Source organism: Nocardioides sp. NPDC059952, from assembly GCF_042730435.1.
Taxonomy (GTDB): domain Bacteria; phylum Actinomycetota; class Actinomycetes; order Propionibacteriales; family Nocardioidaceae; genus Nocardioides.
The window spans coordinates 26006-50694 of the sequence record NZ_JBHWLY010000034.1 but is presented as its reverse complement, the minus strand read 5'-3'; the positions used below and the strand labels follow the sequence as shown (position 1 = coordinate 50694).

Genomic DNA, 24689 nt, shown 5'->3' with positions numbered 1-24689 from the left:
ATGTGCTGACCGACCTGCTCGAAGAACTCGCCCGTGACGCGCCCACCGGAGGCGCCCCGCCCGGGCAGCTGTGGCGGCGTGGCCGCCGCATCGCGCGTACGCAGCGGATCGGAACGGTCGCCATCGCTGCCGTCGCCTGTCTGCTGCTGATCGCGCTGGGGTCGGTGACCTGGCAACAACGCGCCGACGTCGCGCCGGCGACGGATACCGGGACAGGGACCTACCTCCCGAGTCGTTTCCACGAGCCCAGCCCTCATCTGCCCGGCACAGACTCGGTGGGCCCCCTCGGTCCACTCATCGCCACGTTCGACGCACCCCGCAAGGGTTGGTTCGGGACGGGTGACGGCCTGGTCGGGGTCTCGGCCGAGACCGGCGCGTACGCGTTCCTCGACCTGCCGCACGCGGCCACCGCCTATCTCGGCGAAGCCGAGCTCTCCCCCGACGGTCGCCACGTCGCCTACTGGACCACCGGCAAGGTGGCCGACCCCATTCCTGCCCTCGTAGACGGCACGATCAACGGCTATGCCGTCTACGACACCACAACCGGTGACGTGGTCACCCAGACGCCCAGCACCGAGCACGGGATCGGGCACGGCGCCTTCGTCTGGTTCGATCCCACCCATCTCGGCGTCGAGTTCGGGCAGATGCAGGACTGCTGCCTATCCACGGATGCCCGAAGCATCATCTTCGACCTGAGCACTGGCAACGCCTCTGCCCTCCGCACATCGCTCGACACGGCGAGCACGACCGGCGTCGGCACAGTGACCGTCGAGGGCCAGGACACGGTCATCATCCAGACCGACGGGACAACCGCTCCCGCCGAGATCCCCCAGACCGCGGGACGGATCAACGGGTCACAGACTGTCGCCCTGACACCGGACTCGAAACGCGTCGCCGCGATCTTCGGCGACTCCCTGCCAGCCCGGATCAGCGTGAAAGGAATCGATGAGTTCGGCTATGGCGATCTGATCCCAGGCAACTACTTCGGAGTGATCTCGTGGCTCGACGACAACCGTGTCGCCGCCCTGAGAAGCCACGGCGACGATGGCAGCGTCGACCTGGTCTCGGTCGACGTTCGGGACGGTTCCGCCGAGACGCTCAGCGCATCCGTCAACACCGCCCGCCTCGCGATCAACCTGCTCGACGCACCGGTGAAGAACCAGCCTGCCCCACCCCGCCCTTGGTCCCCGTGGGTCCCGACCATTGCGGCCGGCATGACAATCATTGCCGCCGCCTTCGCGATTCAGACCTGGAGGCGCCGTGCCCGCGCCTGACGGTCAGCTCTTCGAGGAGTTCATCGCGGCCCGCCGCCCCGCCCTGCTGCGTACGGCCTTTCTCCTCACCGGCCATGCCGAGGATGCCGAGGACCTCGTCCAGATCACGCTCATCAAGGTGGTGCCGAAGTGGGGAAGGATCAAGGACAACCCCGAGGCGTACGTCCGCAAGGTGCTCGCTCGCGAGGCCACCACCCGATGGCGCACCCGCCGGTGGCGCGAGACCCCGGTGGAGCGTCTCCCCGACCGGGAGGCGGCCCGGGCGGACCTGACCTCGAGCCTCACCGTCCGGGATGCACTGCTGCGGCTCCCGCCTCGACAGCGCGCCGTCATCGTCCTGCGCTACTACGACGACCTCACCGAGCGCGAGACCGCGGCGATGCTCGGCATCTCGATCGGCACCGTCAAGTCTCAGACCAGCGACGCCCTCGCGCGGTTACGCACCCTGATCCCCGATCTTGCGCCCGCCGATGGATCCTCGGTTGCAGGCTTTCGAGGGTGACCTGCGAAACTGGCGCGAACCCCGCACCAGAGGAGACGTACGTGTCGAGGAAGCTGCTGAGCGTCGCAGCCGTCCTCTCCGCGACCGCTCTGGCCGGCTGCGGCTCCGGGGAGCCCACCACGAGCAGCCCCGGTCCGAGCCCTTCGACCTCCTCCTCCGTCGAAGCCTCCGGGCCCTGTCTCTTCGAGCCCGGTCAGGTCGCCAGCGCCATCCCCGGCTCCTGGTCGCACACCGCTGACGAGGACGTCTGCACCTACACCAGCGACCGGGGCGCCATCTTCGTGACCACGCTGGTCGACACCTCCGTCCGGGCCGGGCTCGACGCGAGTCGCGAGGACTGCATCGCCTCCCCCGAACCCGTCGAGATCGACGACGACGCCTTCGTGTGCGTCGAGGAGCACGAGGACGGCGACCTCGTGGTCGGAAACGTCGCTGTCGGGAGTCGACTGTGGTCGCTCGTCATCGTCCCCGACGAAGGCGTCCACGATGCCGAGCTGGGCGCCATGGGCCGGCTCGTCGAGATGGTCGCCGACTAGCCCCTAGGACGCCAGCGTCCGAGGAGGCCGTCACCTGCCGCCCCCGCCGAGTCGGCCCGTTCTGACCCCGCACCCCGCCGAGTCGGCCCGTTCTAACGAGCCGACTCGACGAGAGTCCGCGTCAGGACAAGCCGACTCGGCGCAACTGCCTCACCCCAGACCGTCGATTCGGCGCAACAGTCCCAACCGGATCGCCGACTCGATGAGCGACAGCGAGACAGACGCGCCGACTCGAGCCAACCCGCGAGACAAACGCGCCGACTCGACGCCGAGCGGCGAGACACACACGCCGAGTCGGCTCGTTCTGACCTCACACCCCGCCGAGTCGGCCCGTTCTAACGAGCCGACTCGGCGAGATTTTCGGTCAGGGCGAGCCGACTCGACGAGGTTGCTATCGCGCCGTCTGCGTCCCAGTGCGAGAGCTTTCTTCGGATCGGTGCTTGACCTTGACGCTGCGTCAGGGCTGCACGCTTCTTTCATCGCCCCGAACGGGGGACCGAGAAACAACGATCACAAGGAGCACCACCATGAACAACCTCCTCGCCCGCCTCGTAGGCGACAAGAAGGACTGGAAGCGCATGGAAGCCCGCGCCGCGGAGCTCCCCGCCGACTACAGGACCGTCTACGGCGAGATGAAGGACTACATGTGGCGCTTCACCGCCGGCGACGGGATGGACATCGTCGCGATCCTGCGCGACGTCCTCGACCAGTTCGAGACCGAGGCCGCCGCCGGACGCAGCGTCATCGAGGTCACCGGACCCGACCTGGCCGCGTTCTGCGACGCCCGGCTGCCCGAGCAGCAGGACGCCTACCGGAACAAGCCGCGGGCCAACCTCAACGAGGTCGCCCAGAAGCTCTCGTGAGTCAGGGCAGGTCGAGGAAGGCGTACTGGGCGACCTTGTGCGGGAGCTGGACGACCGGGCCCCGGCGGAAGCCGTAGGCGTCGAGGCGGGCGAGGGAGGCCTCGTTGGTGGCATCGGGCTCGACGACGACACGGCGTACGCCGGGCTTGGCCACGACCTGCTCGAGGAAGAACCCGAGGACGGTCTCCGTGTGACCCTTCCGGGCGGGAGTGTCGGCCAGGAAGAGGTGGACGCCGAGGTCGCCGGGGAGCCGCGCATAGAAGGTGCCGAGCTCGTCGACCTCGGGGTCCCAGGTCTGGAAGAGCGCGACCGGGTCGCCGTCGATCTCGACGATGTACGCCGCCAGGTGCGGTTGCTCCTGGAGCCAGGTGTAGATCTCCTCGATCTCTTCGCGCGGCTTCTCGACCATGCCCCAGAACCGGGCCCGATCGTCGTGCAGCCAACCGCACAACAGGTCGATGTCGGCCGACGGCTCCAGGTCGCGAAGGGTCAGGGCTGGGTCGGTCAGGGGCATGTCTTCTCCTCGGTGAGCAGGGACCAGTCGGTGACGACGCGGAGCGCGCCTCCGCTGGCCCAGACGTCGTGCTGATCGGTGTGGTGGGGGCTATCAGGGGACCCGCTGACACCGAGGGGTACGACCCAGCGGCTCTTGTCGCGGTCGGCCAGGTCCCAGGCGTAGCGTGCGACCGAGCCCCGGACGGTCACGGTCGCGCCCGGGATCCAGGCGTTGCAGCGGACCGTGTCGGTGTCGCCGGGCAGCGGCGTGGCGGGGGCGGTCCGGGTGTGCGGGAGGTCGAACTGCTCCAACGCGTGCAACGGCCAGAACCGGTGCCACTCGGGCCAGTGCGGCAGGTGCCCCCGCCGAGTCGGCACGTCCTGACCACTGTCCTTGCCGAGTCGGCTCGTCATGACGAGCCGGCTCGGCGTCTCCGGGTCGGTGGGCGCCGACTCGGCCAGGTAGACGGCCCGGGCAGCCTCCTCGACGAGAGCGATCGGGTCCAGGCCGAAGGGCCGCTTCGCCGACAGAATGACGTGCAAGCAGGCCGCGACCCGCGACGGCAGGCTGAACCAGGGCTCGTAGAGAGGCCCGTGCTCCGACGGCTCACACAGCGGTGCGAGCACCGGTGCCGCGCAGATCCGGTCGACCACCTCGGCGCGCAGCGCGGCATACCAGGCCGCACCCGGGGAGCCGTCCATCGCGCCGTCCCAGTCCACCAGCACCGGCGGACGAAGATCGACCGGGAGCAGCGCGAGCAAGGGCCCGCCCGCGGTCTGGGTGGTGTCGGCGAGTACCGCCACCGCATGCTCGGCGTCGAGGAGCCCGGCATCGTCGAGGAGCTGTCCGATCCGGTCCGCCCGGAACGGTGGCGCGAAGCCGGCCGCGAGCACGTCGAACTCCGGCATGCAGCGGTCGTTGGCGGTCACGACGGAACCATCCGCCGACGCCGTACGCCGCGGCAGCGGCGCGACCCAGCCGGTCCACTCCCCCGCCTCGTCGCGGCGCGGCACCCGGCCACCGACGGTGTGGACGACATCACCCGCCACGTCGGCGATCACCCAGTTGTTGACCGGCTCGACCCAGTGCGCCACCGCGGCCTCCACGTCGGCGACCGAGCGGGCCCGCAGCAGCGGCAGCAGCGCCCCGAAGCCGAGGTCCCCGACCTCGTGGCCGGGCGAGCGCAGCACCTGTCCCCAGCCCTCGTCGGGACCACCGAGGACCACCGGTCCGCCGTCGGTCTCCAGGATCTCGACCTCGACGGGCTCCTGGTCGCGGACGAGGACCGTCTCGACGCTCCGCCGCACCTCGCCGCTCGCCGAGTGCACCGAGTCGCCGGAGCGGGTCAGGTCGACGCGTACGAGATCCTGGTAGTCGGCCATCGCGTTGGTGATCCCCCATGCGACCTGACCGGCGTGCGCGAAGTGCTGCACACCGGGTACGCCGGGGAAGGTCATCCCGACCACGTCGAAGGCATCGTCGGGGTCGGTGCACGCCAGCCGCACCTGGAGATAGACGTTGGGCGCCTCGAAGACCCGGTGCGGGTCACCCGCCACCAGCGGCAGACCGGAGACGGTGCGGCCGCCGCCGACGGCGTACGCGTTGGACCCACCGGAGAGGCCCTCGGTGCGGAACAGCTCGGCCTCGGGCCCGAGCACCCTCGCCGCTCGGGCGCCGAACAGCTTCGAGGGGAACGACCCGAACAGGATCTGCTGCACCCAGAAGACCGCCAGTGGCGTCCACGGCTGCCAGGTGCCCGGCGCGGAACCGAGCCCGCCAGGCCCATCGAGCTCGGGACAGGAGGTCTCCGCGAGACCGGCGCGGACCCCGTCGACGTACGCTGCCAGGAACCCCTGCGCCTCCTCGTCGAGCCGCTCGTAGGCCGCCCGCGCCACCGCGGCCAGCCGGGAGCGGCGGGCGAAGACGTCCCACTCCAGCCCGGCAGGGCCGAGCAGCTCCGCGGTGCGGCCCTCGCCCCGCAACCGCTCGATCTCGAGCTGCCAGGCCCGGTCCCGAGCGGTGGCCCGGCCCTGCAGCCGGGCCACCTCGGTCAGCGAGGCACCCCGCACATGCGGGATGCCCCACTCGTCGCGAAGAAGGTTCATGCGACTGGATCGGCGGCCGGTTCCGCGACGGGATTGGCCAGCGTGCCGGCGAAGATGAGCGACTCTGCCTGGTCGGTGATGTCGACCATCTGCAGGGTGTTGCGGAGCTGGAGCCGGTTCAGGCACGAGTGGCGGAAGCGCGGGCGGAGGAAGTCGTAGCGCGCGACCGCGTCGGCGAGCTCCGGGTGGTCGGCGGCGTGGTCGACGATGCAGGCCCGCGTCTCGGCCCAGAACTCGGTCTCCGGCAGCACCCCCTCATCATCCAGGATCGCGGCGACATAGCGCAGCACCCCGTCGAAGATGTCGGTATGGACCGCGAGCGCCTTGACGTCGTCGGGGAAGGAGCCGCGGATCCGGGAGACCTCCTCGGGCAGCGGCAGATCACCCATCACCGCCACCTCCTCGCCGATGTCCTTCATGAACGTCCGCACCGGGACGTGGTCGCGCAGCACCATCACCAGGTTCTCGCCGTGCGGCATGAACACCAGGTCGTACGCCAGCAGGCAGTGCACCAACGGGCGCAGGTAGGCGTCGAGGTAGCTGCGGACCCAGTCCCGCGCGGGCAGCCCGGAGGCTCGGACCAGCTCGGCCGCGTACGAGGCACCGTCGGCGTCGCGGTGCAGCAGCGCCGCCATCGTCGCGCACCGCTCCCCCTCTGCCAGGCGCGGCACCGGCGACTCCCGCCACAGCGCGGCGATCATCTTCCGGTAGGGCGACGGGCTCGGCAGGGCGTGGAAGACGTCGCCGGTCCAGCCGATCGAGGCGAGCTCGCGTAGCACCCCGAAACCACGCTCCTTGAGCTCCGCGTCGCCCTCCACCACGTCGGCGACCCAGTCGTTGATGGCCGGGGTGGCCTTCATGTAGGCCGGCGAGAGCCCCCGCATGAAGCCCATGTTCTGGATCGACAGCGCCGTCTTGACGTAGTGCCGCTCGGGCCGGCTCGTGTTGAAGTACGTCCGGATCGACTGCTGCGGCCGGTGCACGTCCTCGCCCGACCCGACCAGCACCAGCCGGCGCGCGGCGACGTCGGTGGCGAAGGTGACCGCCAGCTTGTGGCGCCACTGCCACGGGTGGACCGGCAGGTAGCGGAACCCGTCCGGGTCGAGCCCGAGGCCGCGCAGCTTCGCCGCGAACCGGGCCAGCGTCGCCTCGCCGAGCTCGGCCTCGTAGAGAGCCTGTTCGTCCTCGCCGCGCCCCAGGGCCAGATGGGACTGGTCCCGGGAGACGGCGACCCACACCAGGCTCAGGTCGTTGCTCGTCTCCGGCGCCCAGCGGGCGTGGTCGTCGATGTCGAAGCCGATCCGGCCGTTGTTGGCGACGAAGGCCGGGTGGCCCTCGCTCATCGCTCCCTCGACGCTCTGATGGTCGGCGTCGACCAGGTCGGCGGCCGTCAGCGTCTGGTGCTCGAGCTTCCAGCAGGCCGAGGCGATGGTCGCCGCCAGCTCCTCCAGGTAGGTCGGCAGCAGCGTGTCCGGGATCCCGAGGTCGGGGGCGAACTCGGCGACGAACGCCTGTGCGTCGACCTCGGCCTCCTCCCCCGAGCCAGACACCGTCGTGGTCCGCCGCACGATCGAGTCCGCGTCCACCACCCAGTGGTCGAGCTGGAAGCGGCGCGCGGTGAAGGTGTAGGTCGAGGACGGCCCCGGCAGCTCCCAGCCCGCGTCGGTGGCCACGGGCGCGAGCATCCGCTCGTGGCTGAACTCCGCGATCGCCTTGGCGACCAGGTGGCGGTGCGCGACGCGCAGGTTCTCCGGTCGCAGGTGAGCGGCCGCGTACATCTCCCGGGTGCAGACCGAGAGCATCGCCGTCTTCTCCCCGATGCCGATCTCGCGCAGCTCGACGAAGCCCGCCTCGGTGTTCTTGCGACGGATCGCCTCGTTGCGTACGTCCGGCTCGACGACCACACGACGCACGCCGGGGTCCGCGAAGCAGTGCCGCATGACCGCCCGGAAGACCCGGGTCGTGTAGCCGGTGACGGGCTCACCGGAGGTCGGCGCGACCAGGACGTGCATGCCCAGGTCGCCGACGGCCAGGTCGGGCACGTGCGTGATCCCGGCGAGCTCGCTGCGGGCAGGGTCGTAGGTCTCGACCAGGAACGCCGGCACCCCGTCGACCCGGCCGAGCCAGGCGTCGTGGTGCGGGTGAGCGGCGATCCGCGCGTACTCCGCGGCGACATCCTCGAGCGCGGCGTCCAGCATCATCCAGTACGCCGAGCGCGGGTGGGTCACCCAGGAGTGGACGGTGGCGAGGTGAGCCTCGATCTCGAGTGGTTCGATCGTGATCCTCATCGGTTCTCCTCCGTGGACTGGCCGGGCTGAATCTTGAAACGGTCCGGGACGCCGAACTCCTGGAAGGCGACCCGCTTCTCGACCGGGTACGGCTCCCGGCCGAGGATGGCGGCGAGGATCACCGAGCTGCGGTAGGCGCCCATGCCGAGGTCGGGGGCGACGAAGCCGTGGGTGTGCTCCTCGCCGTTCTGCACCCAGATCTCGCGGTCGGTGGTGTCGACCGAGAAGGTCGAGCTGGCGGCGTAGCGCCCCTGCTCGTCGAGGCGGAGCCGGTCCCGGACGGGCTCCAGGAAGGCCGGGATGCCGGCGCGGTATCCGGTGGCGAGGACGAGCGCCTCGGTCGCCATCTCGTAGTCCTCCTCCTGCTCCACGTGGTGCAGCGCGAGGTGGTAGCCGTCGTCGGTGCGGGTCACGCCACGCACCTCGGTGTTGGTCAGCAGCGTGGTCTCGGCCGCCTCGGTGACCGACCGGGTGTAGAGCGCCTCGTGGATCGCGTCGATGGTGTCGCCCGAGATGCCCTTGTAGAGGCTCTGCTGTGCCTTCAGCAGCCGGTCGCGCTTCTCGCTCGGAAGTGCCTGGAAGTAGGCGGAGTACTCCGGGGAGGTCAGCTCGAGGGTGAGCTTGGTGTATTCCATCGAGAAGAACCGCGGGCTGCGGGTCAGCCAGGCCAGCTGGTAGTCGTGGTCGGGCTGGGTGGTCAGCAGGTCGAGGTAGACCTCGGCGGCCGACTGGCCGCTGCCGACGACGGTGATGCTGCGCCGGGTGACGAGCTCGTCCTTGCGGGCCAGGTACTCGGCGCTGTGCAGCGCCGGCCCCTCCGCGGCCACGGCCTCGGCCGCACACTCCGGGACGCGCGGGGTCGTCCCGGTCCCGAGCACCAGCCGCCTGGTCCGATGCGTCTGGGTTCGATCGCCTTGGCCGGAGGCGGTGGTGACGACGTACGTCTCGCCGTCGTGCTCCACGGAGGTGACGTGCTGCCCGAAGCGCACCGAGTCGAGCCGCTCGGCGACCCACTGGCAGTACTGGTTGTACTCGCGCCGGTGGGGCAGGAAGTTCTCCCGGATGTAGAACGGGTAGATCCGGCCGGTCTGCTTGAGGAAGTTGAGGAAGCTGAACCGCGAGGTCGGGTCCGCCATCGTCACCAGGTCCGCGAGGAACGGCACCTGCAGGGTGGCCTCGTCGAGCATCATCCCGGGATGCCAGTCGAACCGGTCGCGGCCCTCGAGGAAGAGGCAGTCGAGCTCGTCGATCGGGTCGGCGAGGGCGGCCAGGCCCAGGTTGAACGGGCCGAGCCCGATGCCGATCAGGTCGTGGACGCCGGCCGATGCGTCGGTGAACACGGTTGTAGGTGCGGTCATCGGACGACCTCCGGAACGGCGCGGCCCAGCGTACGGACCTGCTCGATGATCTCGAGTACGTCCTGCACGGAGGCCTTGGGGTTGAGCAGGGTGAGCTTGAGGAACTGCCGGCCGTCGACCTTGGTCGCGGCGACGACACCGCGGCCGCCGCTCCACATCTCGGCTCGGATGCGGCGGTTGAGTTCGCCGACCCGATCCTCGTCGAGCCCAGTCTCGTCCAGGTGCGCGTCGACGTAGCGGAAGACGACGGTGGAGAGCTGCGAGGGCGTGATGACCTCGATGTCGGGCTGCACGCTGAGGATGTCGTAGACCTCGCGGGCCAGGTCGATCACGGTCTCCAGGTAGGCGCCGATCTGGTCGGGGCCCATGGTGCGCAGCGTCAGCCACAGCTTGAGTGCGTCGAAGCGGCGGGTGGTCTGCAGGGACTTGTCGACCTGATTGGGGTTCTCCGACTCCCGCGGGTTGAGGTAGTCGGCGTACCAGGAGGCGTGCTGCAGGCTCGCCAGGTCGCGGACCAGCAGGGCGCTGGAGGAGACCGGCTGGAACCAGGTCTTGTGGTAGTCGATGGTGATCGAGTTCGACCGCTCGATGCCGTCGAGCAGGTGGCGATACTTCGGCGAGGCGAGCAGCCCACCGCCGTACGCCGCGTCGACGTGGAACCAGACGTTGAAGTCCCGGCAGGCATCGGCGATGGCGTGGAGGGGGTCGATGACACCGAAATCGGTGGTGCCGGCGGTGGCCACGACCGCGGCCGGGACGAGCCCGTCGACGACGCACTCGTCGAGCGCCTCGCGCAGCGCGACGACGTCCATCCGGTGCTCCGCATCGGTCGGGATCGCGATCGCGGCCGCGTCGCCCATGCCGAGCAGGCGAGCCGACTTGGCGATGGAGAAGTGGCTGTCGGCGGAGGTCAGGAAGCGCAGCCGGTCCAGCGGTACGCCGCGGCGCGCCGCCTCACCACGGGCCAGGAGCAGCGCCTGCAGGTTCGACTGGCTGCCGCCGCTGGTGAAGATGCCGTCGCGGGTCGCCTCCGGGTAGCCCGCGCGGGCAGCGGTCCAGTCGATGAGACGACGTTCCATGAACGTACCTCCCACGGACTGGTCGAAGGTGTCCATCGAGGTGTTGACGGCCGCGATCAGCAGCTCGCCCACGAGGGAGGGGATCACGACCGGGCAGTTCAGGTGGGCGGCGTAGGAGGGGTCGTGGAACCAGACCGCGTCCTTGAGCCACAGCTTGCTGACCTCGGCCAGCGCGGCGGCGCCGTCGGCGAGGGGGGTGTCCAGGTCGACCTCGGCGACCGGTTCGGCGGCCTTCTCGGGCGAGATCCCGGTGGTGGGACCCTCGAGCGTGGCGAGCTGGTCGACGAGCAGTCTGATTGCTTCGGTGATGCCGCTGGTGTACTCACGAGCATTGTCGGGGTGGAACAGATGCTCCAAGTGCGGTGCGCTCACTGGTCTCCTTCGACACGGGGGATTAGGTTAGGCGAACCTAAGTGAGGCTACCCTAAACGCGCCCCCGCCAGACAGGTGGCCCACAGAGAGGACGATCACACCCGTGCCGAGCTCCCCCACCCAGGCCACCCGCGTGCTCGCAGGCTTTGCCTTCGCGTCCCTCGGCAACGGCCTGACCCTCCCGTTCCTCTACGTCTACATGGCCCAGGTGCAGGGCCTCGGATCGTCGACCGCCGGCTGGATGTTCGCCTGGATGGGCCTGGTCGGCCTGGCTGCCGCCCCCGGGGTCGGAGCGCTCCTCGACCGCTTCGGGCCGCGCCCGGTCCTGCTGGCCGCGCTGGTCGTGGAGGCGGTCTCGATCGGGTCGCTCGGCTTCGTCGACGGGACCGTGCCGACGATGGCCGTGCTCGCCGGCGTGGTCCTGGGCGCCTCTCCCCTGTGGCCCGGCACGACGACCCTGCTGGCCGGGATGGTGCCTGCTGCGGACCGCGAGCGGGCCTACGGCTTCGCCTTCCTGGGGCTGAACGCGGGCATCGGCGTGGGTGGGCTGGTCAGCGCCTTCCTCATCGACGTGGCGCGTCCGGAGACCTTCCAGGTGCTCTACCTGTGCGATGCCGTCGCCTATCTGGCCTACGCCGCGGTGCTGGCGTTCCTGGTCCGCTCCCCGGCCCGCGCCACGGACGATTCCACGGACGACGACGCGAGCGCTGGTTCCTGGGGCGAGGTGCTGCGCGACCGGCGAGCGGTCGCCCTGGTCGGCTGCGGCGTGCTCGCGGTGACCTTCGGCTACGGACAGCTCGAGGCCGGCGCGACCGCCTACGCCGTCGACGTCGCCGGGGTGCCGGCGACCGCGCTCGGCTGGGCCTTCGCCGCCAATGCCGCGGTGATCGTCTGCGGGCAGGTGATCCTGCTGCGGCTCACCTCAGGGTGGCGGCGCACGACCGCGCTGGCCTGCGCCGTGCTGACCTGGTCGCTGGCCTGGACCGTGCTCGCTGCCGCCGACCTGATGCCCGTCGCCGGCGCGATCGCCGCCGTCGTGATCGGCCTCGCGATCTTCGGCCTCGGCGAGACGCTGTGGGCTCCGATCGTGACCGGCCTGGCGAACACCATCGCCCCCGACCACCTGCGGGGCCGCTACAACGCGTCCCTCGGTCTCACCCTGACCCTCGGCCAGATCCTCGGCCCTGCGCTGGCCGGCACCCTCATCGGCAGCGGCCTCGGCCACCTGTGGGCGGTCGTCGTGATCGGCGGCACCCTCACCGCGGGCCTGGTGCTGACCCGGCTCCGGTTCCTGCTCACCGCGGCCGAGGACGGCGCCCCGGAGACCGAAGCCTCCGGAGAGCCGGTCGCCGAGCGGATCTGATCAGCTGGAGTATCCCAGCCGTCCGCGCGTCGCGACGACGAGCAGCGTCGCGACGACGCCCGACCCGACCAGCAGCGCGAGCTGGAACTGGTCGGCGCCGACGTCGGGGAAGACCTCGGCGAAGGCCACGGAGGCGAAGTTGTTGACGCTGACGTGCAGGAGCATAGCCAGCGGCAGGCTCTGCCCGGTGCGGTTGAAGACCCAGGTCATCACGATGCCGAAGGTGAAGCAGAAGCCCGCGAAGACGAGCGGCGCGAACCAGCTGACCTCCGGCCAGCCGCCCCAGTCGGTCAGGAAGAGCGGCATGTGCCACAGCGCCCAGATCGGACCGAGCACGAACGCGGAGCCGAGCGGTCCGACCTTCCGCTGCAGCCGGGGCAGAGCGAAGTCGCGCCAGCCCGGCTCCTCGGCGAGACCGGTCGTGATCATCTGCATCAACAGCCCCGGGACGTACGCCACCGCCACGATCAGCCACGCCTGCGACGGTGCCGCCATCTGGTGCCCGGCGGCCTGGAGCGAGACGATGATCGCGGCCGGCACGCCGATCAGGATGCCGGCGTACCAGCGCCAGCTCGCCCGCCAGCGCCACATCCCCCGCACCCAGGCCCGCAGGCCGGCCCGGCCGCCGACGATCCCGGTGACCAGCGCGGCGCTGCCGATCGGGCCGAGGTACGCACCCGGGAGCATCCCGAGGAGCTGGCCGCCGATCACGCCGCCGGGGAAGGTGAGGTCCCAGAGGCCGAGGCCGCTGTTGGACAGGACGTACGGTGTCCAGGCCAGCCAGCTCGCGGCGAGGGCGAGCACGAAGAACGTGGAGAGCTGGTGGCGGCGTACGAAGGCTCGTAGGCCTTGGTCCGGCTGTGTCGTCGGCGGGGTCACCGACGTTGTCGTGGTCATGGTCGTTCCCTTTCGAGGTGGGTCGATCTCGTGATCCGAACCTAGAAATTCGAGCGACCTGGTCGCGCCTGGCAAAAGGCCGAACCTTCGTACTTGCATCGAAAGATGCTGGTGACCGGAACGGTTGCGGGAAAGGATGATGGCGTGAACGACGAGACGACCCGGATGCTGCCGCGACTGATCCCACCCGTGGTGGTCTGGCTGGTCACCACGGCGCTGCTGGTGGTCGCCCCGAGCCTCGACTCCGCCGACGCCTCCATCGCCGGCCCGGCGCTCGGCAGCGGTGGCTGGTGGGTCGCGCTGCTGGTGCTCACCGCCCAGGCGGCGACGCTCCTCGAGCGGCGCTCCCGACCGTTGGCGGTGCTGCTGGCCGTTGCCTCCGCCTCGGTCCTGCTGGCGCTCGGCGGCGCCGGCGACTCCACCAGCCTCGCCGCGGCCGCCGTGCTGGTCGCGGTGTGGTCGGCGGTGAGCTCGGTCGAGCTCCCCCGCCAGGCCCGTGCCCTTGCCGCTGCGCTGGCCGGAGCCGGACTGCTGGTCGCGGTCGGGACGGGCCTGAGTCAGACCAGCATCGATCTTCCGCTCAGCACGGCGGTCCTCGGAGGCCTCGTCCAGGGCGCGGGCGTGATCGTCCTGCCGGCGCTGCTCGCCGCCACCGTACGGGCACGCCGCGACGCCCGGGAGGCGCGGACCGACCTGGCGCTGGCCGTCGACCGGGAGCAGTCCGCCCAGATCGCCGCGGCGATCGCGGAGGAGCGGACCGCGATGGCGCGCGAGCTCCACGACATCGCCGCCCACCACCTGACCGGGATCGCGGTGATGACGGGCGCGGTCGAGCGGCAGATCGACACCGACCCGGCCGGTGCGAAGGAGTCCGTGCGCCAGGTCCGCACCCAGAGCACCGCGATGCTGCGCGAGCTGCGTGGCCTGGTCACGCTCCTACGGAGTCCCGGGCAGGCCGAGGACGCGAGCGGACAGGAGCGGCTGTCCCAGCTGGCCTCGCTCGTCGAGGAAGCACGCCGCGCGGGACTCGAGGTGGAGCTCTCGACGCCGGGGACCGGCGCCGCCGTCGAGAGCGTCGGGCCGCTCGCCCAGCTGTCCGCCTATCGCACGGTGCAGGAGTGCCTCGCCAACGCGGCCCGGCATGCGCCCGGGGCCCGCTGCGTGGTGGTCCTGGACACCCAGGACCCGGCCGAGGTGGTGGTCACGGTCCGCAACGGGCCATCGGCCACGCCCGTCCCGTCCGGCGGGAGGTCGGCGCGGCGTGGCCTGGGCCTGGTCGGCATGCAGGAGCGCGCCGACCTGACCGACTCGATCCTCGAGGCCGGGCCGACCGCCGAGGGCGGCTGGCAGACCCGGCTGAGGATCACGGCATGATCCGGGTCGTGGTCGCCGACGACCAGCCGCTGGTGCGTGCCGGGCTGCGTACGCTGCTGGGCACCGAGCCCGACATCGAGGTCGTCGCGGTGGCCGAGGACGGTGCGGAGGCGGTCGAGCAGGCGCTCGCGCTGCGGCCGGACGTGGTCTGCATGGACATCCGCATGCCCGGCCGTGACGGCATCAGCGCCACCCGCGAGCTCTGCGGGCCAGACGTCGCCAACCCGATCCCGGTGCTCGTCCTGACCACCTTCGACATCGACGACTACGTCTTCGGCGCCCTCGAGGCCGGCGCCTCCGGCTTCCTCCTCAAGGACGCCGACCCGGACGCGATCGTCGCCGCCGTCCGCTCCGTCGCCGCCGGCCACGGCACCCTCGACACCTCGCTCACCCGACGGGTCCTCCGCGAGGTCGTCACCCGAAGGCGTACGCAGCCCGTGACCGCCGCGCGCGCCAGCGAGGTCCTCACCACCCGTGAGCTCGACATCCTCCTCCACCTCGCCGAGGGAATGTCCAACGAGGAGATCGCCCAGGCCCTCGTCCTCGAGATCTCCACCGTCAAGTCCCACCTCGCCCGGATGATGCCCAAGCTCGGCGTCAAGTCCCGCCTCCAGGCCGCCGTGTGGGCCTACCAGTCGGGACTCGTCGAGCACTGAGGCCGCCGCTCAGATCAGGCCGGTCTCCTGAGCGACGTGGATGGCGCGAGAGCGGCTGTCGACGTCGAGCTTGGTGAAGATGTGCGCGAGGTGGCTCTTCACGGTGGCCTCGGTGACGAAGAGGGTGCGCGCGATCTCCTTGTTGGTCGCTCCCCTGGCGAGGTGCCGCAGCACCTCGATCTCGCGATCGGTGAGCCGCGGCAACGGGCTGCGCATGCCCTTGAGCACCCGGGTGGCCAGGTCCGGGGCGAGGACCATCTCGCCGCTGGCAGCACGGCGGACTCCCTGGACGATGACCTCGGGGTCGACGTCCTTGAGGAGGTAGCCGGCGGCACCGGCCTCGATCGCACCGAGCACCTCGGCGTCGCGGTCGAAGGTCGTCAGGATCAGCACGGCCGGCGCCGGATCGAGCGCGCGGAGCGCGACCGTGGTTCGGATGCCGTCGATCCCGCTCCCGAGGCGCAGGTCGCACAGCACGACATCGGGGTGGAGGTGACCGGCGAGGACGATCGCCTCCTCGCCGGTGGCGGCCTCACCGACGACCGTCAGGGCGTCGCCCGCTTCGATCACGGCACGCAGGCCGCTGCGTACGACCGGGTGGTCGTCGACGAGGAGCACCGTGGTCGTCATGACACCGCCTCGATGTGGATCGGGAGATGGGCTGAGATGGCGGTGCCCTCGCCCGGCGTGCTCTCCACGTCGAGCCCTCCGCCGAGCTCGCGCAGCCGGGCCCGCATGAACCGCAGGCCATAGCTGGACGACCCCACACCCGCGTCCCGCTCCCAGGCGGCGACGTCGAACCCGGCGCCGTCGTCGCTGATGTCCATGCGTACCGCATCCTGGTCGTCGGTCAGCGTGATGACGACCCGGGTGGCACCGGAGTGGAGGCGTACGTTGGAGAGCGCCGACTGGGCGGTGCGGAGCAGCGCGACCTCGACCTCGGTCCGAAGGATCGGGAGCGTGTCGTCGACATGGAGCTCGACCAGCAGACCGGCCTCGTCATGCGCACGGTCGAGCATCCGTCGGAGCGCCGAGGCGAGCGCCCCGTCCTCGAGCTCGGCGGGCGCCAGCGCCGCGATGATCCGGCGTACGTCGCCGAGGCTGTCGCCCGCGAGCGCCTCGACCTGCGCGAACGTCCGTGACGCGTCCGCGTCCGTGGTGCGGCTGCCTCCGGCATGGGTCAGCAGGCGGATCGAGGAGAGCGCCTGGGCGACGGTGTCGTGGATGTCGCGGGAGATCCGGGTGCGTTCGGCGATCGCACCGGAGTGGCGCTGGGCGAGGGCGAGCTCGTCCTGCAGCTCGGCCATCTCCCGCTGCGCATTCCGCAAGGAGGTCACCAGCCGCTCGCGCTCGGCGGCGTCACGGAGCAGCTGGAGATATCCACGTGAGATGCCGAACGCGAAGACGCCCCCGATGAGCGGCCCGAAGACGTCCGCGTAGCTGGTCGTGCCATGGTGCAGGATCGGCGCGACCACCACGACCACGAGGATGACGGCCGAGAAGGCCAGCCCCCATCGCAGCGGCAGCAGGTGCCCGGCGAGGAGCCACAGCAGGAAGGCCAGCCAGACGAACTCGGGCGAGACGGCGACGGCGCCGACCCAGATCACGGCGAACCCGAGCAGCCACCACACCGGGAGGTTGTGCGAGCGCGTCCTGGACGGCAGGACCGTGCCCGCGGTGTGCCAGAGCAGGATCGCGACCCCGGAGGCGATCGCGGCGGGAGCCGCCACCCCGTCGCCGATCGCCCTGCTGACGCCGATCGCAGTCAGCACGACGGCGATGACGTGCTGCCCGATCTCCATCGCCCGCACGGTCGGCCCGGCGGGGACCGATCCCGAGCCGGGCCGCCGCAACGGCGCGTGTACGACGCTCATGGCCTCGATTCTCTACCCTGCAACGTCCCCGGCCACCAGATCCGGTCGCCCATCAGGCTGAAGATCGCCGGCACGATCACCGTACGCACCACCAGCGTGTCCACGACGACGCCCACACCGACGATCAGGCCCAGCTGCCCGAGAGTGACCAGCGGCAGCACACCGAGAGCGGCGAAGACCCCGGCGAGGACGATGCCTGCGCTGGTGATCACGCCACCGGTGTGGGCGACCGCCTCGACCACGCCGGCCCGGGTGCCGAGCCGCGCCGCGTCCGCGCGCGCCCGGTGGACGAGGAAGATCGTGTAGTCGATCCCCAGTGCGACCAGGAACAGGAACGCCAGGATCGGCACCTGCAGGTCGAGCGCCTGCTGATCGAACAGGACGCGGCTCAGCCAGGCCCCGGCGCCGATCGCGGCGACCGCGCTGGCGAGGTTCACCAGGAGCAGCAGCAGCGGTGCGACCAGTGAACGCAGCAGCACGAGGAGCACCAGGAAGCTCACCGCGAGCACCAGCGGTGCGACCAGCAGCAGGTCACGCTCACCCCCGTCGCGCGCGTCCAGCTCGGTCGCGACCGCGCCACCGACGAGGGCGTCCGCGCCCGCGATCGGGTGGACCGCCTCGCGCAGGTCGGTGATCTGGTCGAGACTCCGCTCGGTGCCCGGCGAGTAGTCGCTGGTCACCATGATCTTCGTCAAGGACCCGTCGTCGGTGACTCCGGCCGGCTGGGCACGCACGACACCCTCCACCTCACCCGCGGCCGCGGCCACCTCGGCGGCGGCCGCACTGTCGGCGACGATGTAGGCCGGCTGGGCCGCACCGGGCGGGAAGTGCGCCGAGAGCGTCTCGAGACCGGCAGCCGACTCGGACTGCACCCGGAACTTCTCGACCTGGTCGAGCCCGACCGACGTACCGAAGAGGCCGGAGGCCATCACCGCGAGCAGCGCGAGCCCGCCCAGCAGGCTCACCACCGGACGCTTCAGGACCCGCGACGCGACCGCGCGCCAGACCCCGCCCTGGTCACGTGACTCACCCGGACGAGGGACGAACGGCCAGAACAGTCGACGGCCACACACCGCCAGGGCCGGTGGCAGCACGAACAGCACCGCGACGAGGGCGATGAGCAGACCGATCGCCGCGGGAACTCCCAAGCCACGAGTCATCGGGATCGTGGCTAGGACCAGCGTCAGCAGGGCGAGCACGACCGTCAGGTTGGAGGCGAGGATCGCGAGCACCGTCTTCCGCCAGGCCGTGCTCAGCGCCAGACGGTCGTCATCGGTCCGCTGCAGCTCCTCCCGGTACCGCGAGATCAGCAGGAGCGCGTAGTTCGTCCCCGCACCGAACACCAGGACGCTGACGACACCGGCGTCGAACCCGAAGCCCCACAGCTCTCCCGCCGCCGCGGTGACGCGCGCGGCGAGCCCGTCGGCGAGGGCGACCACGACCAGCGGGATCAGCCACAGCACCGGCGAGCGATAGGTGATGATCAGCAGCAGCGCCACGATCAGGATCGTCACCAGCAGCAGCGTGACGTCGGCGCCGTCGAACGCAGCCGCCGCATCGGCCCCGAACGCCGGGCCGCCGGTCACCTGCAGGGTGATCCCGTCGGGAGCCTGCGCCGCGATGTCCGTACGCAGCGCCTTGATCACCTCCAACGTCTCGGCGTTGTCGGCGCCGACCGTGACCGGCACGGTGAGAGCCGCGGCCTTGTCGTCCTCGCTGACCATCGGACCGGCGGAGCCCGGCGCCGCCTGAGCTCCGACCTGGACGCCGAGCCGCTCGAGGTCGTCGAGATCAGCCTGAGAGAGAGCACCCCCGTCATCGCGGGAGGCCACGACGAGCACGGACTGCCGATCCGCCCCGGGGAACTCCTCCAGCAGCTCGCTCACCCGCGTCGACTCCGCACCCGCCGGCGCCTGCCCGGTCTGCGCCGGCGCCTCCGCACCGGCGAAGACCCCGAAAAGCACCCCCATCACGACCACCGCGAGCCCGAGCGCCACCCACGCTCCCCGCCGCGAGGTCAACCTGTCTGAGAGATGCGGACGGGCACCCGACCGCGTACGAACCAGAGAATCTGCCATGCCACCAACTCCACCAGCGGCGGCTTCGCGGATCATCGCGAACAAGGCTGAGGCCAGAATCAGCCAAATGGCTGATGCCGGCTTGCCAGGCTCAGGCCTGGTCGCCCTCCCAGACGAGCGGCTCACGGATCCGGAGCGGCGCGGTGAAGCCGACGCGGCGTACGGGGTCGAACTCGGTCTCGGTCCCGGGCTCGTCGGTGTGGACGCGGTCGGGGCCGCCAGTGTGGCTGACCGAGGCCTCAGGAAGGGCGAGGTCGTGGTGGAGGACCTCGATGGTCCCGTCGAAGTAGCCCCGTGGTGAGGCGTCCTGTCGTCCGGCGATGTTCCGACCTGCCATGCGGTTCATGATGGCACCGCCCGATCCGGCGGCGCACGGATTTCTCCGAGGAAACGGGAGGATCACCCGGCCAGGGGACGCAGGCCGATCTCGGTCAGCCGCCGCCCCCGGCGACGGAGCAGGTCCTGGAAGGCGGCGGCGAGCGTCGAGGGCTTGCGGTCGAGCCAGCAGGCACCGATGTGCCGCACGGCCTCCGGGTTCGAGAGCGGCACCTCGACGCAGCCCGTGGCGCCGTGCGGGTCACGGGGCGCCAGACTCACGCCGAGACCGGCCGAGACCAGGCCCCGGAGCGTGGCGAGGTCGTCACCCTCGAACCCGACGGTCGGCGTGACGCCGCTGGCCAGGGCGAGCTCGTCGAGCAGCGTACGCATCCCATAGCCGCGCTTCATACAGATGAACGTCTCCTCGGCAGCCTCCTCGAAGCTCACCCGGGCACGGGTGGCCAGCCGGTGGCCGGTCGGTACGACCAGGACCAGCGGCTCGGTGTGCAGCCGCCACTGGCGCAGGCCGGAGCCGGCCTCGAGCGGCGAGATCAGCGCGACCTCGGCAGTGCCGTCGGCAACGGCTGCCAGGCATCGCGGACGCGAGGTCTGGAGCAGGTCGACGGACGCACCCGGATGCTGCTGGAGGAACGCCTTGACCAGCGCCGGCACGACCCGCTCGCCGAGCGTGCTCTGGAACGCGAGGGCGATCCGCCCACGGGTACCGGACTCCTGGGCCTGGACGGCTTCGATGCCCGCCGTGGCCGCGGCGACCGCGGCCGCAGCGTGCGGGGCCAACGCCTCCCCTGCCCGAGTGAGCCGCAGACCGCGGCCATGCCGCTCGACCACGTCCACGCCGAGCTCGCGACCGAGGCGGGCGAGCATGCGGCTGACCGTGGGCTGCGGCATCTGCAGCAGGTCGGCGGCGGCGAGCGTCTGTCCCGTCTCGGCCAGGGCAGCGAGGGCAGGGAGCATCGGCAGGACGTTTCGTGCAGTGGCATCCACACCTGACATCGTATGCGAATCAGCATTCTTTGCGCATCACCCATGCATTGGACGCATGATCACCGGCTCCTTAGCGTGAAGCCGGTGAGCGAACAGGAACCCACCGACCCCGGCCACCGACGCGTGCTGATCGCGCTCGTCGCGATCGGGATGACGACGTTCGTGCAGCTCTACTACCCCCAGGCACTGATCCCGGCACTCAGCCGCGACTTCGCGGTCGATGCCTCCCAGGCCGCACTGACCGTCTCCGGGGCCACGATCGGGCTCGCGGTCGCCGCACTCGGCTGGTCGTGGGTCGCCGACCGGATCGGCCGGGCGCGGTCGATGACGATCGCCATCGTCACCGCGGCGGCGATCGGACTGGCGCTCCCGTTCGTGACCTCGTTCCCTGTCCTCATCCTCCTTCGCGTCGCACAGGGCATCGCCTTGGGCGGCACCCCAGCACTCGCACTCGCCTACCTCAGCGAGCAGGTCGGCCGACGCGACGCGATGGCCGCGGGCGCGACGTACATCTCCGGAACGGTCGTCGGCGGCCTCGTCGGACGCCTGATCGCAGCGCCGGTCGCCGACGTGAGCGACTGGCGCGTGGCGGCCCTCGTGGCCGGGTGCCTCAGCGCGCTCGGCGCCGCCATCGCGGTCACCGCGCTCCCGCCCGAGCGCCCCAGCCCCGCGACGACTCCACGCCCGGCCGGCGTGTGGGCCGGGATGGTCGCCAACCTCACCAACCCGGGCCAGCTCGCGCTCTACGCGCAGGCGTTCTTCCTGATGGGCGCGCAGGTGGCGGTCTTCAACTACCTCGGCTACCGGCTCGAGCTGGAGCCGTTCGACCTGCCGCCGGCGCTGACCGCGGTGATCTTCCTGGCCGGGCTCTCCGGCGCGGTGTCGGCCCGGCTGGCAGCGACGTTCGCGGCCCGCTTCGGCCGCCGACGGGTACTCCTGGTCTCGTCCCTGACCATGGCCGCCGGCGCCGCGCTGACGATCCCCGACCAGTTACCGACGGTCCTGATCGGGCTGCTGCTGTTCGCGACGGCCTACTTCTCCGCGCACTCGATCGCGTCGGGCTGGGTGGGCCCGATGGCGACCAGCGGGATCGCGCAGGCCACCTCGCTCTACACGCTCTTCTACTACGCCGGCTCCAGCCTCTTCGGCTGGCTCGGCGGCCTCGCCTTCGCGGCCGGCTGGACCGGCACCGCGAGCATGGTCATCGCGATCGTCCTGATCGCCTTCGCCACCGCCCGCACACTCCTCCCCCACGCCGACGAGGAGGTCGGGACGCAGGCACCGACGAAGACGTACGCAGCTCCCAGCTGATCCGCGCTCCAGCCTCGATGAGCCCGTTGACCTGAGGATCGTCACCAGATATGCATGAGTCATGCATAGGTCACGGACAGCGAATCTTCTCGGCGCCGCCGCCCAAGGCCTCAACGACCACATCCGCGCCGGCCTCTCGGAGGCAGCCCGGCTCAGCGACAGCGCCTCGGCCACGTTGATCCTGCTCTCCGACAGCGGCGGGATCGGGGCCAGTGAGCTGGGCAGACGACTTGGTCTCACCCAGTCCGCCGCCGTACGCATGGTCGAAGGCCTGGAGCGCGACGGCCTCCTCCAGCGCGGCCCGAAAGCAGGCAGGAATGTGGCGATCACGCTCACCGCTCGAGGGCGTGACCTCGCACAGGATCTTCGCGAGGCCCGTGGGCGTTCCCTCGACGCGATCGTGAACACACTGGCGCCGGAGGAACTGGAGCAGCTGGAGGATCTGCTGATGAAGCTCCTGCCCCGGCTCCACCACCAGCCCGGAGACGCCGATCGCCTGTGCCGGCTGTGCGACCGGCAGGCCTGCATCGAAGGCGATGTGATCTGTCCGGTGGGCCAGGCCGAGAGAGACTGCCGGGCCGACTCACGTGGGTGAGATTCTCGCGCTGAGCGCAGCGCTGTTCTTCGGGCTCACCCACTTCTTCAGCGGACTGCTCTCCCGCCGAGCGGACGGAACGGTCGTCGCGTTCTTCGCTCAGGCAGGCGGCAGCGTCTTCATCCTGTTGTGCGTCCCGTTCTTCCCCGCCGCCCAGGTCGACGCTGCCTCGATCCTGTGGGGCACGGCGTCAGGAGTCGGGACCGGGGTCGGCGTGGCATTCCTCTACCGCGCCATGAGCATGGGCAAGTTCAGCGTGGTGGTGCCGGTCAGCGACGTCACCGCCGTCGCACTACCGGTGCTGGCGGCGGTGGTCGTCTTCGGCGACCGGCCCCCGGCGCTCGCCTGGGGCGGCATCGCCCTCGCCCTCCCTGCTCTGTGGCTGACGTCCCGAACCACGCCCGATACGCCAGGAGTCGAGGCCGGGTTCGCCGCCGGGACGACCTACGCGCTGATCGCAGGGGTTGGTTTCGCCCTTCAGTTCGTGGCCCTGGCCCAAGCACACCCGAGCGCCGGACTGTGGCCCATCCTCGCCAGCCGTATCTCCTCCGTCGCGGTGATCGGCGCTCTGCTGATCGGCACCCTCTCGGCGCTGAAGATCCCACCGAAGATCACCGCACCGGCAGCTGGTGCCGGCGTGCTCGGCACGTTCGCCCTGGTCCTCTACAGCTTCGCCGCTCAGCAGCAACTGCTCTCGCTGGCCGTGGTGCTGACCGCGCTCTACCCGGCGATACCGGTGCTCTTGGGGTTGATCGTCCTGCGAGAACGACTCAGCGCCCTCCAGGTCACCGGCCTGGTCCTCACCGCCGCCGCGATCTCGCTCATCACGCTCGGATAGCTGCCCGCACAGGCTGTCATATCGGCGATGTGCCGCCGTCGATGTGGTGGACGCAGAGGGACTCGAACCCCGGCACCCTCCTTGGTAAGCCAGATGCCGGATGCGGTGCCTTACTCCCCACCCTTACGCCCACTGACTTTTCGCCATGGATGTTCATAGATCTTCGGGGTCGTTTCGAGTGCTCCGGGGATACCACGGGGGCATCGCTGGGAGTCCGTATCGCGGGGCGGAGCGTCACCCATTCCGGCACCCGGGCCCCACGTTGCCAAACCACACTACTCCTCGAAGCGTCGCGGGGAGTTTCCCTGCCGGCCAGCGGCGTCTCCTCCCCCTCGTCATCAGCCAAACAAGTGTCCCCGGCCGGAGGATGAGTAGCGTCGGCTACGGGATCAGCAGACTAAGGACGCCGATCACCACGATTCCGACGTACGCCCCGATGGCGAGTACGACGGTTCCGAGCAGGATGATGCCGACCCATCGCCAAGGCCCTGTCCTCTCGAGGAGCAGCCTGCGTAGCTCGCGGATGCCCAATCGCATGACGAGGACGAGGCCGATCAGCACGCAGACGGCGACGACGGCCAGGACGTGGGAGATGACGCCGGAGGTCAGTGAACCGGCTTGGCTGAGGATCACCGGCGGCACGGTATCGGGAGCACCTGGCGGCTGGGTCGGGTTCGGCTGATCCGTTGAGCTGCTGTGGCTGGAGAGTGAGCGCTTGGTCTACGGACTGGGCGCTCTTCTTCATTTGCGCGGCACCTGGAGGGACCGGCCGCCAGGCCGCATGCCCCCGGAGGCCGCGCCCGCGGCCGAAGGCCGCCTTGGGTCAGTAGAGAAAGTTCTCACGAATCGACTGCTCGACGACTGTGCTCCGTCGATAGATGTGCGACGCACGTCCGTCAACTGATCTGCGACGCCGAGGGCGCTCTCGTGCCGCTGGTCGCGCGGCTTGTGGTCTTATCGGCGCATGACCGATTGGGCAGAACTTCGTGATGCGTATGGGCCAGCCGAGCAGGTTCCTGCCCTGCTGACGGCCGCCGAGCAATCTGGTACGGAACTCGGGCCTGCGTGGAACGCCGTTTGGAGCCACCTCTGCCACCAAGGCACTGTCTACAGTGCGAGTTACGCCGCGGTTCCGCTCCTGGCCGACATGTGCTCGCGGCAACCGGTGCGTGGCGTCATGCCAGCAGTTCTATTGGCCAGTTCGATCCTTGCCTCCACGGACGGACCCACAAACCCCGCAGACGTACGCGAGACCTACGCCTCCGAGATCTCCGTCCTTCATACCGCTGCAGAGGCATCACTGGGGATGGCGGAGGACGACACCGAGTTCATCTACGGTCTTGAGACGCTTGCTGCGCTCGAAGACCTGGGGGTTTGGCAGCGGACCCTCGGCTACTACGCAGCTGGCGAGGCACCGCTTGAATGTAGAGCGTGCGGGGCCGAGTTGCTCCTGCTGTTCGACGACAACCCGCCAAGGATTGCCAGCTGGAATGCAGAAGACGGCAAA

General features: G+C 70.4%; 23 protein-coding genes. 11 read left to right on the top strand and 12 right to left on the bottom strand.

The genetic code is table 11. The features are described 5' to 3' along the window. The first annotated feature begins 2 nt into the window (after positions 1–2). The 4 genes from ACFV9G_RS16770 (at position 3) to ACFV9G_RS16755 (ending at position 3175) form a co-directional block, all read left to right on the top strand. Positions 3–1274: a hypothetical protein gene (locus ACFV9G_RS16770; RefSeq protein ID WP_378728623.1), complete on the top strand. Its 1272-nt coding sequence runs from the start codon at positions 3–5 to the stop codon at positions 1272–1274. Then, on the top strand, positions 1261–1776 hold the full coding sequence (locus ACFV9G_RS16765) for a SigE family RNA polymerase sigma factor (protein ID WP_378728622.1): 516 nt from the start codon (positions 1261–1263) through the stop codon (positions 1774–1776). The genes ACFV9G_RS16770 and ACFV9G_RS16765 overlap by 14 nt, the downstream gene beginning before the upstream one ends. A 41-nt stretch (positions 1777–1817) precedes the next feature. Continuing rightward, complete coding sequence (locus ACFV9G_RS16760) at positions 1818–2312, top strand: hypothetical protein (protein ID WP_378728621.1); 495 nt, start codon at positions 1818–1820, stop codon at positions 2310–2312. A 527-nt stretch (positions 2313–2839) separates the two neighbouring features. Then, complete coding sequence (locus tag ACFV9G_RS16755; RefSeq protein ID WP_378728620.1) at positions 2840–3175, top strand: DUF1048 domain-containing protein; 336 nt, start codon at positions 2840–2842, stop codon at positions 3173–3175. Between the two features lies 1 nt (position 3176). Here ACFV9G_RS16755 and ACFV9G_RS16750 read toward each other — a convergent pair whose 3' ends face one another. Genes ACFV9G_RS16750 through ACFV9G_RS16730 form a run of 5 tightly spaced genes read right to left on the bottom strand, consistent with a single transcriptional unit; the run spans position 3177 to position 10873 of the window. Beyond that, complete coding sequence (locus ACFV9G_RS16750; protein WP_378728619.1) at positions 3177–3689, bottom strand: GNAT family N-acetyltransferase; 513 nt, start codon at positions 3687–3689, stop codon at positions 3177–3179. Continuing rightward, on the bottom strand, positions 3680–5776 hold the full coding sequence (locus tag ACFV9G_RS16745; protein ID WP_378728618.1) for a penicillin acylase family protein: 2097 nt from the start codon (positions 5774–5776) through the stop codon (positions 3680–3682). Before ACFV9G_RS16745 ends, ACFV9G_RS16750 begins: the two co-directional genes overlap by 10 nt. Beyond that, a complete protein-coding gene (locus ACFV9G_RS16740; RefSeq protein ID WP_378728617.1) occupies positions 5773–8064 on the bottom strand; it encodes a GNAT family N-acetyltransferase in 2292 nt (763 codons plus the stop codon). Before ACFV9G_RS16740 ends, ACFV9G_RS16745 begins: the two co-directional genes overlap by 4 nt. Continuing rightward, on the bottom strand, positions 8061–9422 hold the full coding sequence (locus tag ACFV9G_RS16735) for a lysine N(6)-hydroxylase/L-ornithine N(5)-oxygenase family protein (RefSeq protein ID WP_378728616.1): 1362 nt from the start codon (positions 9420–9422) through the stop codon (positions 8061–8063). Before ACFV9G_RS16735 ends, ACFV9G_RS16740 begins: the two co-directional genes overlap by 4 nt. Then, positions 9419–10873, bottom strand: coding sequence for a pyridoxal phosphate-dependent decarboxylase family protein (locus ACFV9G_RS16730; protein WP_378728615.1), 1455 nt, complete (start codon positions 10871–10873; stop codon positions 9419–9421). The genes ACFV9G_RS16735 and ACFV9G_RS16730 overlap by 4 nt, the downstream gene beginning before the upstream one ends. Before the next feature lie 103 nt (positions 10874–10976). On the opposite strand from ACFV9G_RS16730, the gene ACFV9G_RS16725 reads away from it, so the two are divergent. Next, on the top strand, positions 10977–12236 hold the full coding sequence (locus tag ACFV9G_RS16725; RefSeq protein WP_378728614.1) for an MFS transporter: 1260 nt from the start codon (positions 10977–10979) through the stop codon (positions 12234–12236). Here ACFV9G_RS16725 and ACFV9G_RS16720 read toward each other — a convergent pair whose 3' ends face one another. After that, a complete protein-coding gene (locus ACFV9G_RS16720) occupies positions 12237–13133 on the bottom strand; it encodes a type II CAAX prenyl endopeptidase Rce1 family protein (RefSeq protein ID WP_378728613.1) in 897 nt (298 codons plus the stop codon). A 144-nt stretch (positions 13134–13277) separates the two neighbouring features. On the opposite strand from ACFV9G_RS16720, the gene ACFV9G_RS16715 reads away from it, so the two are divergent. Together ACFV9G_RS16715 and ACFV9G_RS16710 are read left to right on the top strand one after the other, a co-directional pair. After that, a complete protein-coding gene (locus tag ACFV9G_RS16715; protein WP_378728612.1) occupies positions 13278–14507 on the top strand; it encodes a sensor histidine kinase in 1230 nt (409 codons plus the stop codon). After that, positions 14504–15163: a response regulator gene (locus tag ACFV9G_RS16710; protein WP_378728611.1), complete on the top strand. Its 660-nt coding sequence runs from the start codon at positions 14504–14506 to the stop codon at positions 15161–15163. The genes ACFV9G_RS16715 and ACFV9G_RS16710 overlap by 4 nt, the downstream gene beginning before the upstream one ends. Positions 15164–15172: 9 nt before the next feature. Here ACFV9G_RS16710 and ACFV9G_RS16705 read toward each other — a convergent pair whose 3' ends face one another. The 5 genes from ACFV9G_RS16705 to ACFV9G_RS16685 all read right to left on the bottom strand — a co-directional run bounded on the left by ACFV9G_RS16705 (position 15173) and on the right by ACFV9G_RS16685 (position 20447). Continuing rightward, a complete protein-coding gene (locus tag ACFV9G_RS16705) occupies positions 15173–15793 on the bottom strand; it encodes a response regulator (RefSeq protein ID WP_378728610.1) in 621 nt (206 codons plus the stop codon). Beyond that, on the bottom strand, positions 15790–17037 hold the full coding sequence (locus ACFV9G_RS16700) for a sensor histidine kinase (RefSeq protein ID WP_378728609.1): 1248 nt from the start codon (positions 17035–17037) through the stop codon (positions 15790–15792). The genes ACFV9G_RS16705 and ACFV9G_RS16700 overlap by 4 nt, the downstream gene beginning before the upstream one ends. Beyond that, on the bottom strand, positions 17034–19034 hold the full coding sequence (locus ACFV9G_RS16695; protein ID WP_378728608.1) for an MMPL family transporter: 2001 nt from the start codon (positions 19032–19034) through the stop codon (positions 17034–17036). Before ACFV9G_RS16695 ends, ACFV9G_RS16700 begins: the two co-directional genes overlap by 4 nt. A 172-nt stretch (positions 19035–19206) precedes the next feature. Further along, positions 19207–19452 (bottom strand): hypothetical protein, encoded by a 246-nt coding sequence (locus tag ACFV9G_RS16690; RefSeq protein WP_378728607.1) that lies wholly within the window; start codon positions 19450–19452, stop codon positions 19207–19209. 62 nt (positions 19453–19514) lie between these two features. Beyond that, entirely contained in the window at positions 19515–20447 is a 933-nt protein-coding gene (locus ACFV9G_RS16685; RefSeq protein WP_378728605.1) for a LysR family transcriptional regulator, read from the bottom strand. A gap of 75 nt (positions 20448–20522) precedes the next feature. On the opposite strand from ACFV9G_RS16685, the gene ACFV9G_RS16680 reads away from it, so the two are divergent. From ACFV9G_RS16680 to ACFV9G_RS16670, 3 genes are all read left to right on the top strand, one after another. Continuing rightward, positions 20523–21749, top strand: coding sequence for an MFS transporter (locus tag ACFV9G_RS16680; RefSeq protein WP_378728604.1), 1227 nt, complete (start codon positions 20523–20525; stop codon positions 21747–21749). Positions 21750–21810: 61 nt separating this feature from the next. After that, on the top strand, positions 21811–22344 hold the full coding sequence (locus ACFV9G_RS16675) for a MarR family winged helix-turn-helix transcriptional regulator (protein WP_378728603.1): 534 nt from the start codon (positions 21811–21813) through the stop codon (positions 22342–22344). After that, entirely contained in the window at positions 22337–23182 is an 846-nt protein-coding gene (locus tag ACFV9G_RS16670) for an EamA family transporter (protein WP_378728602.1), read from the top strand. The genes ACFV9G_RS16675 and ACFV9G_RS16670 overlap by 8 nt, the downstream gene beginning before the upstream one ends. Positions 23183–23563: 381 nt before the next feature. On the opposite strand, the gene ACFV9G_RS16665 is transcribed toward ACFV9G_RS16670, so the two are convergent. Further along, entirely contained in the window at positions 23564–23815 is a 252-nt protein-coding gene (locus tag ACFV9G_RS16665) for a hypothetical protein (RefSeq protein WP_378728601.1), read from the bottom strand. Between the two features lie 331 nt (positions 23816–24146). Between ACFV9G_RS16665 and ACFV9G_RS16660 the strand changes: the two genes are divergently transcribed. Beyond that, positions 24147–24689: hypothetical protein (locus ACFV9G_RS16660; RefSeq protein ID WP_378728600.1), on the top strand; the 543-nt coding region annotated here is incomplete at its 3' end.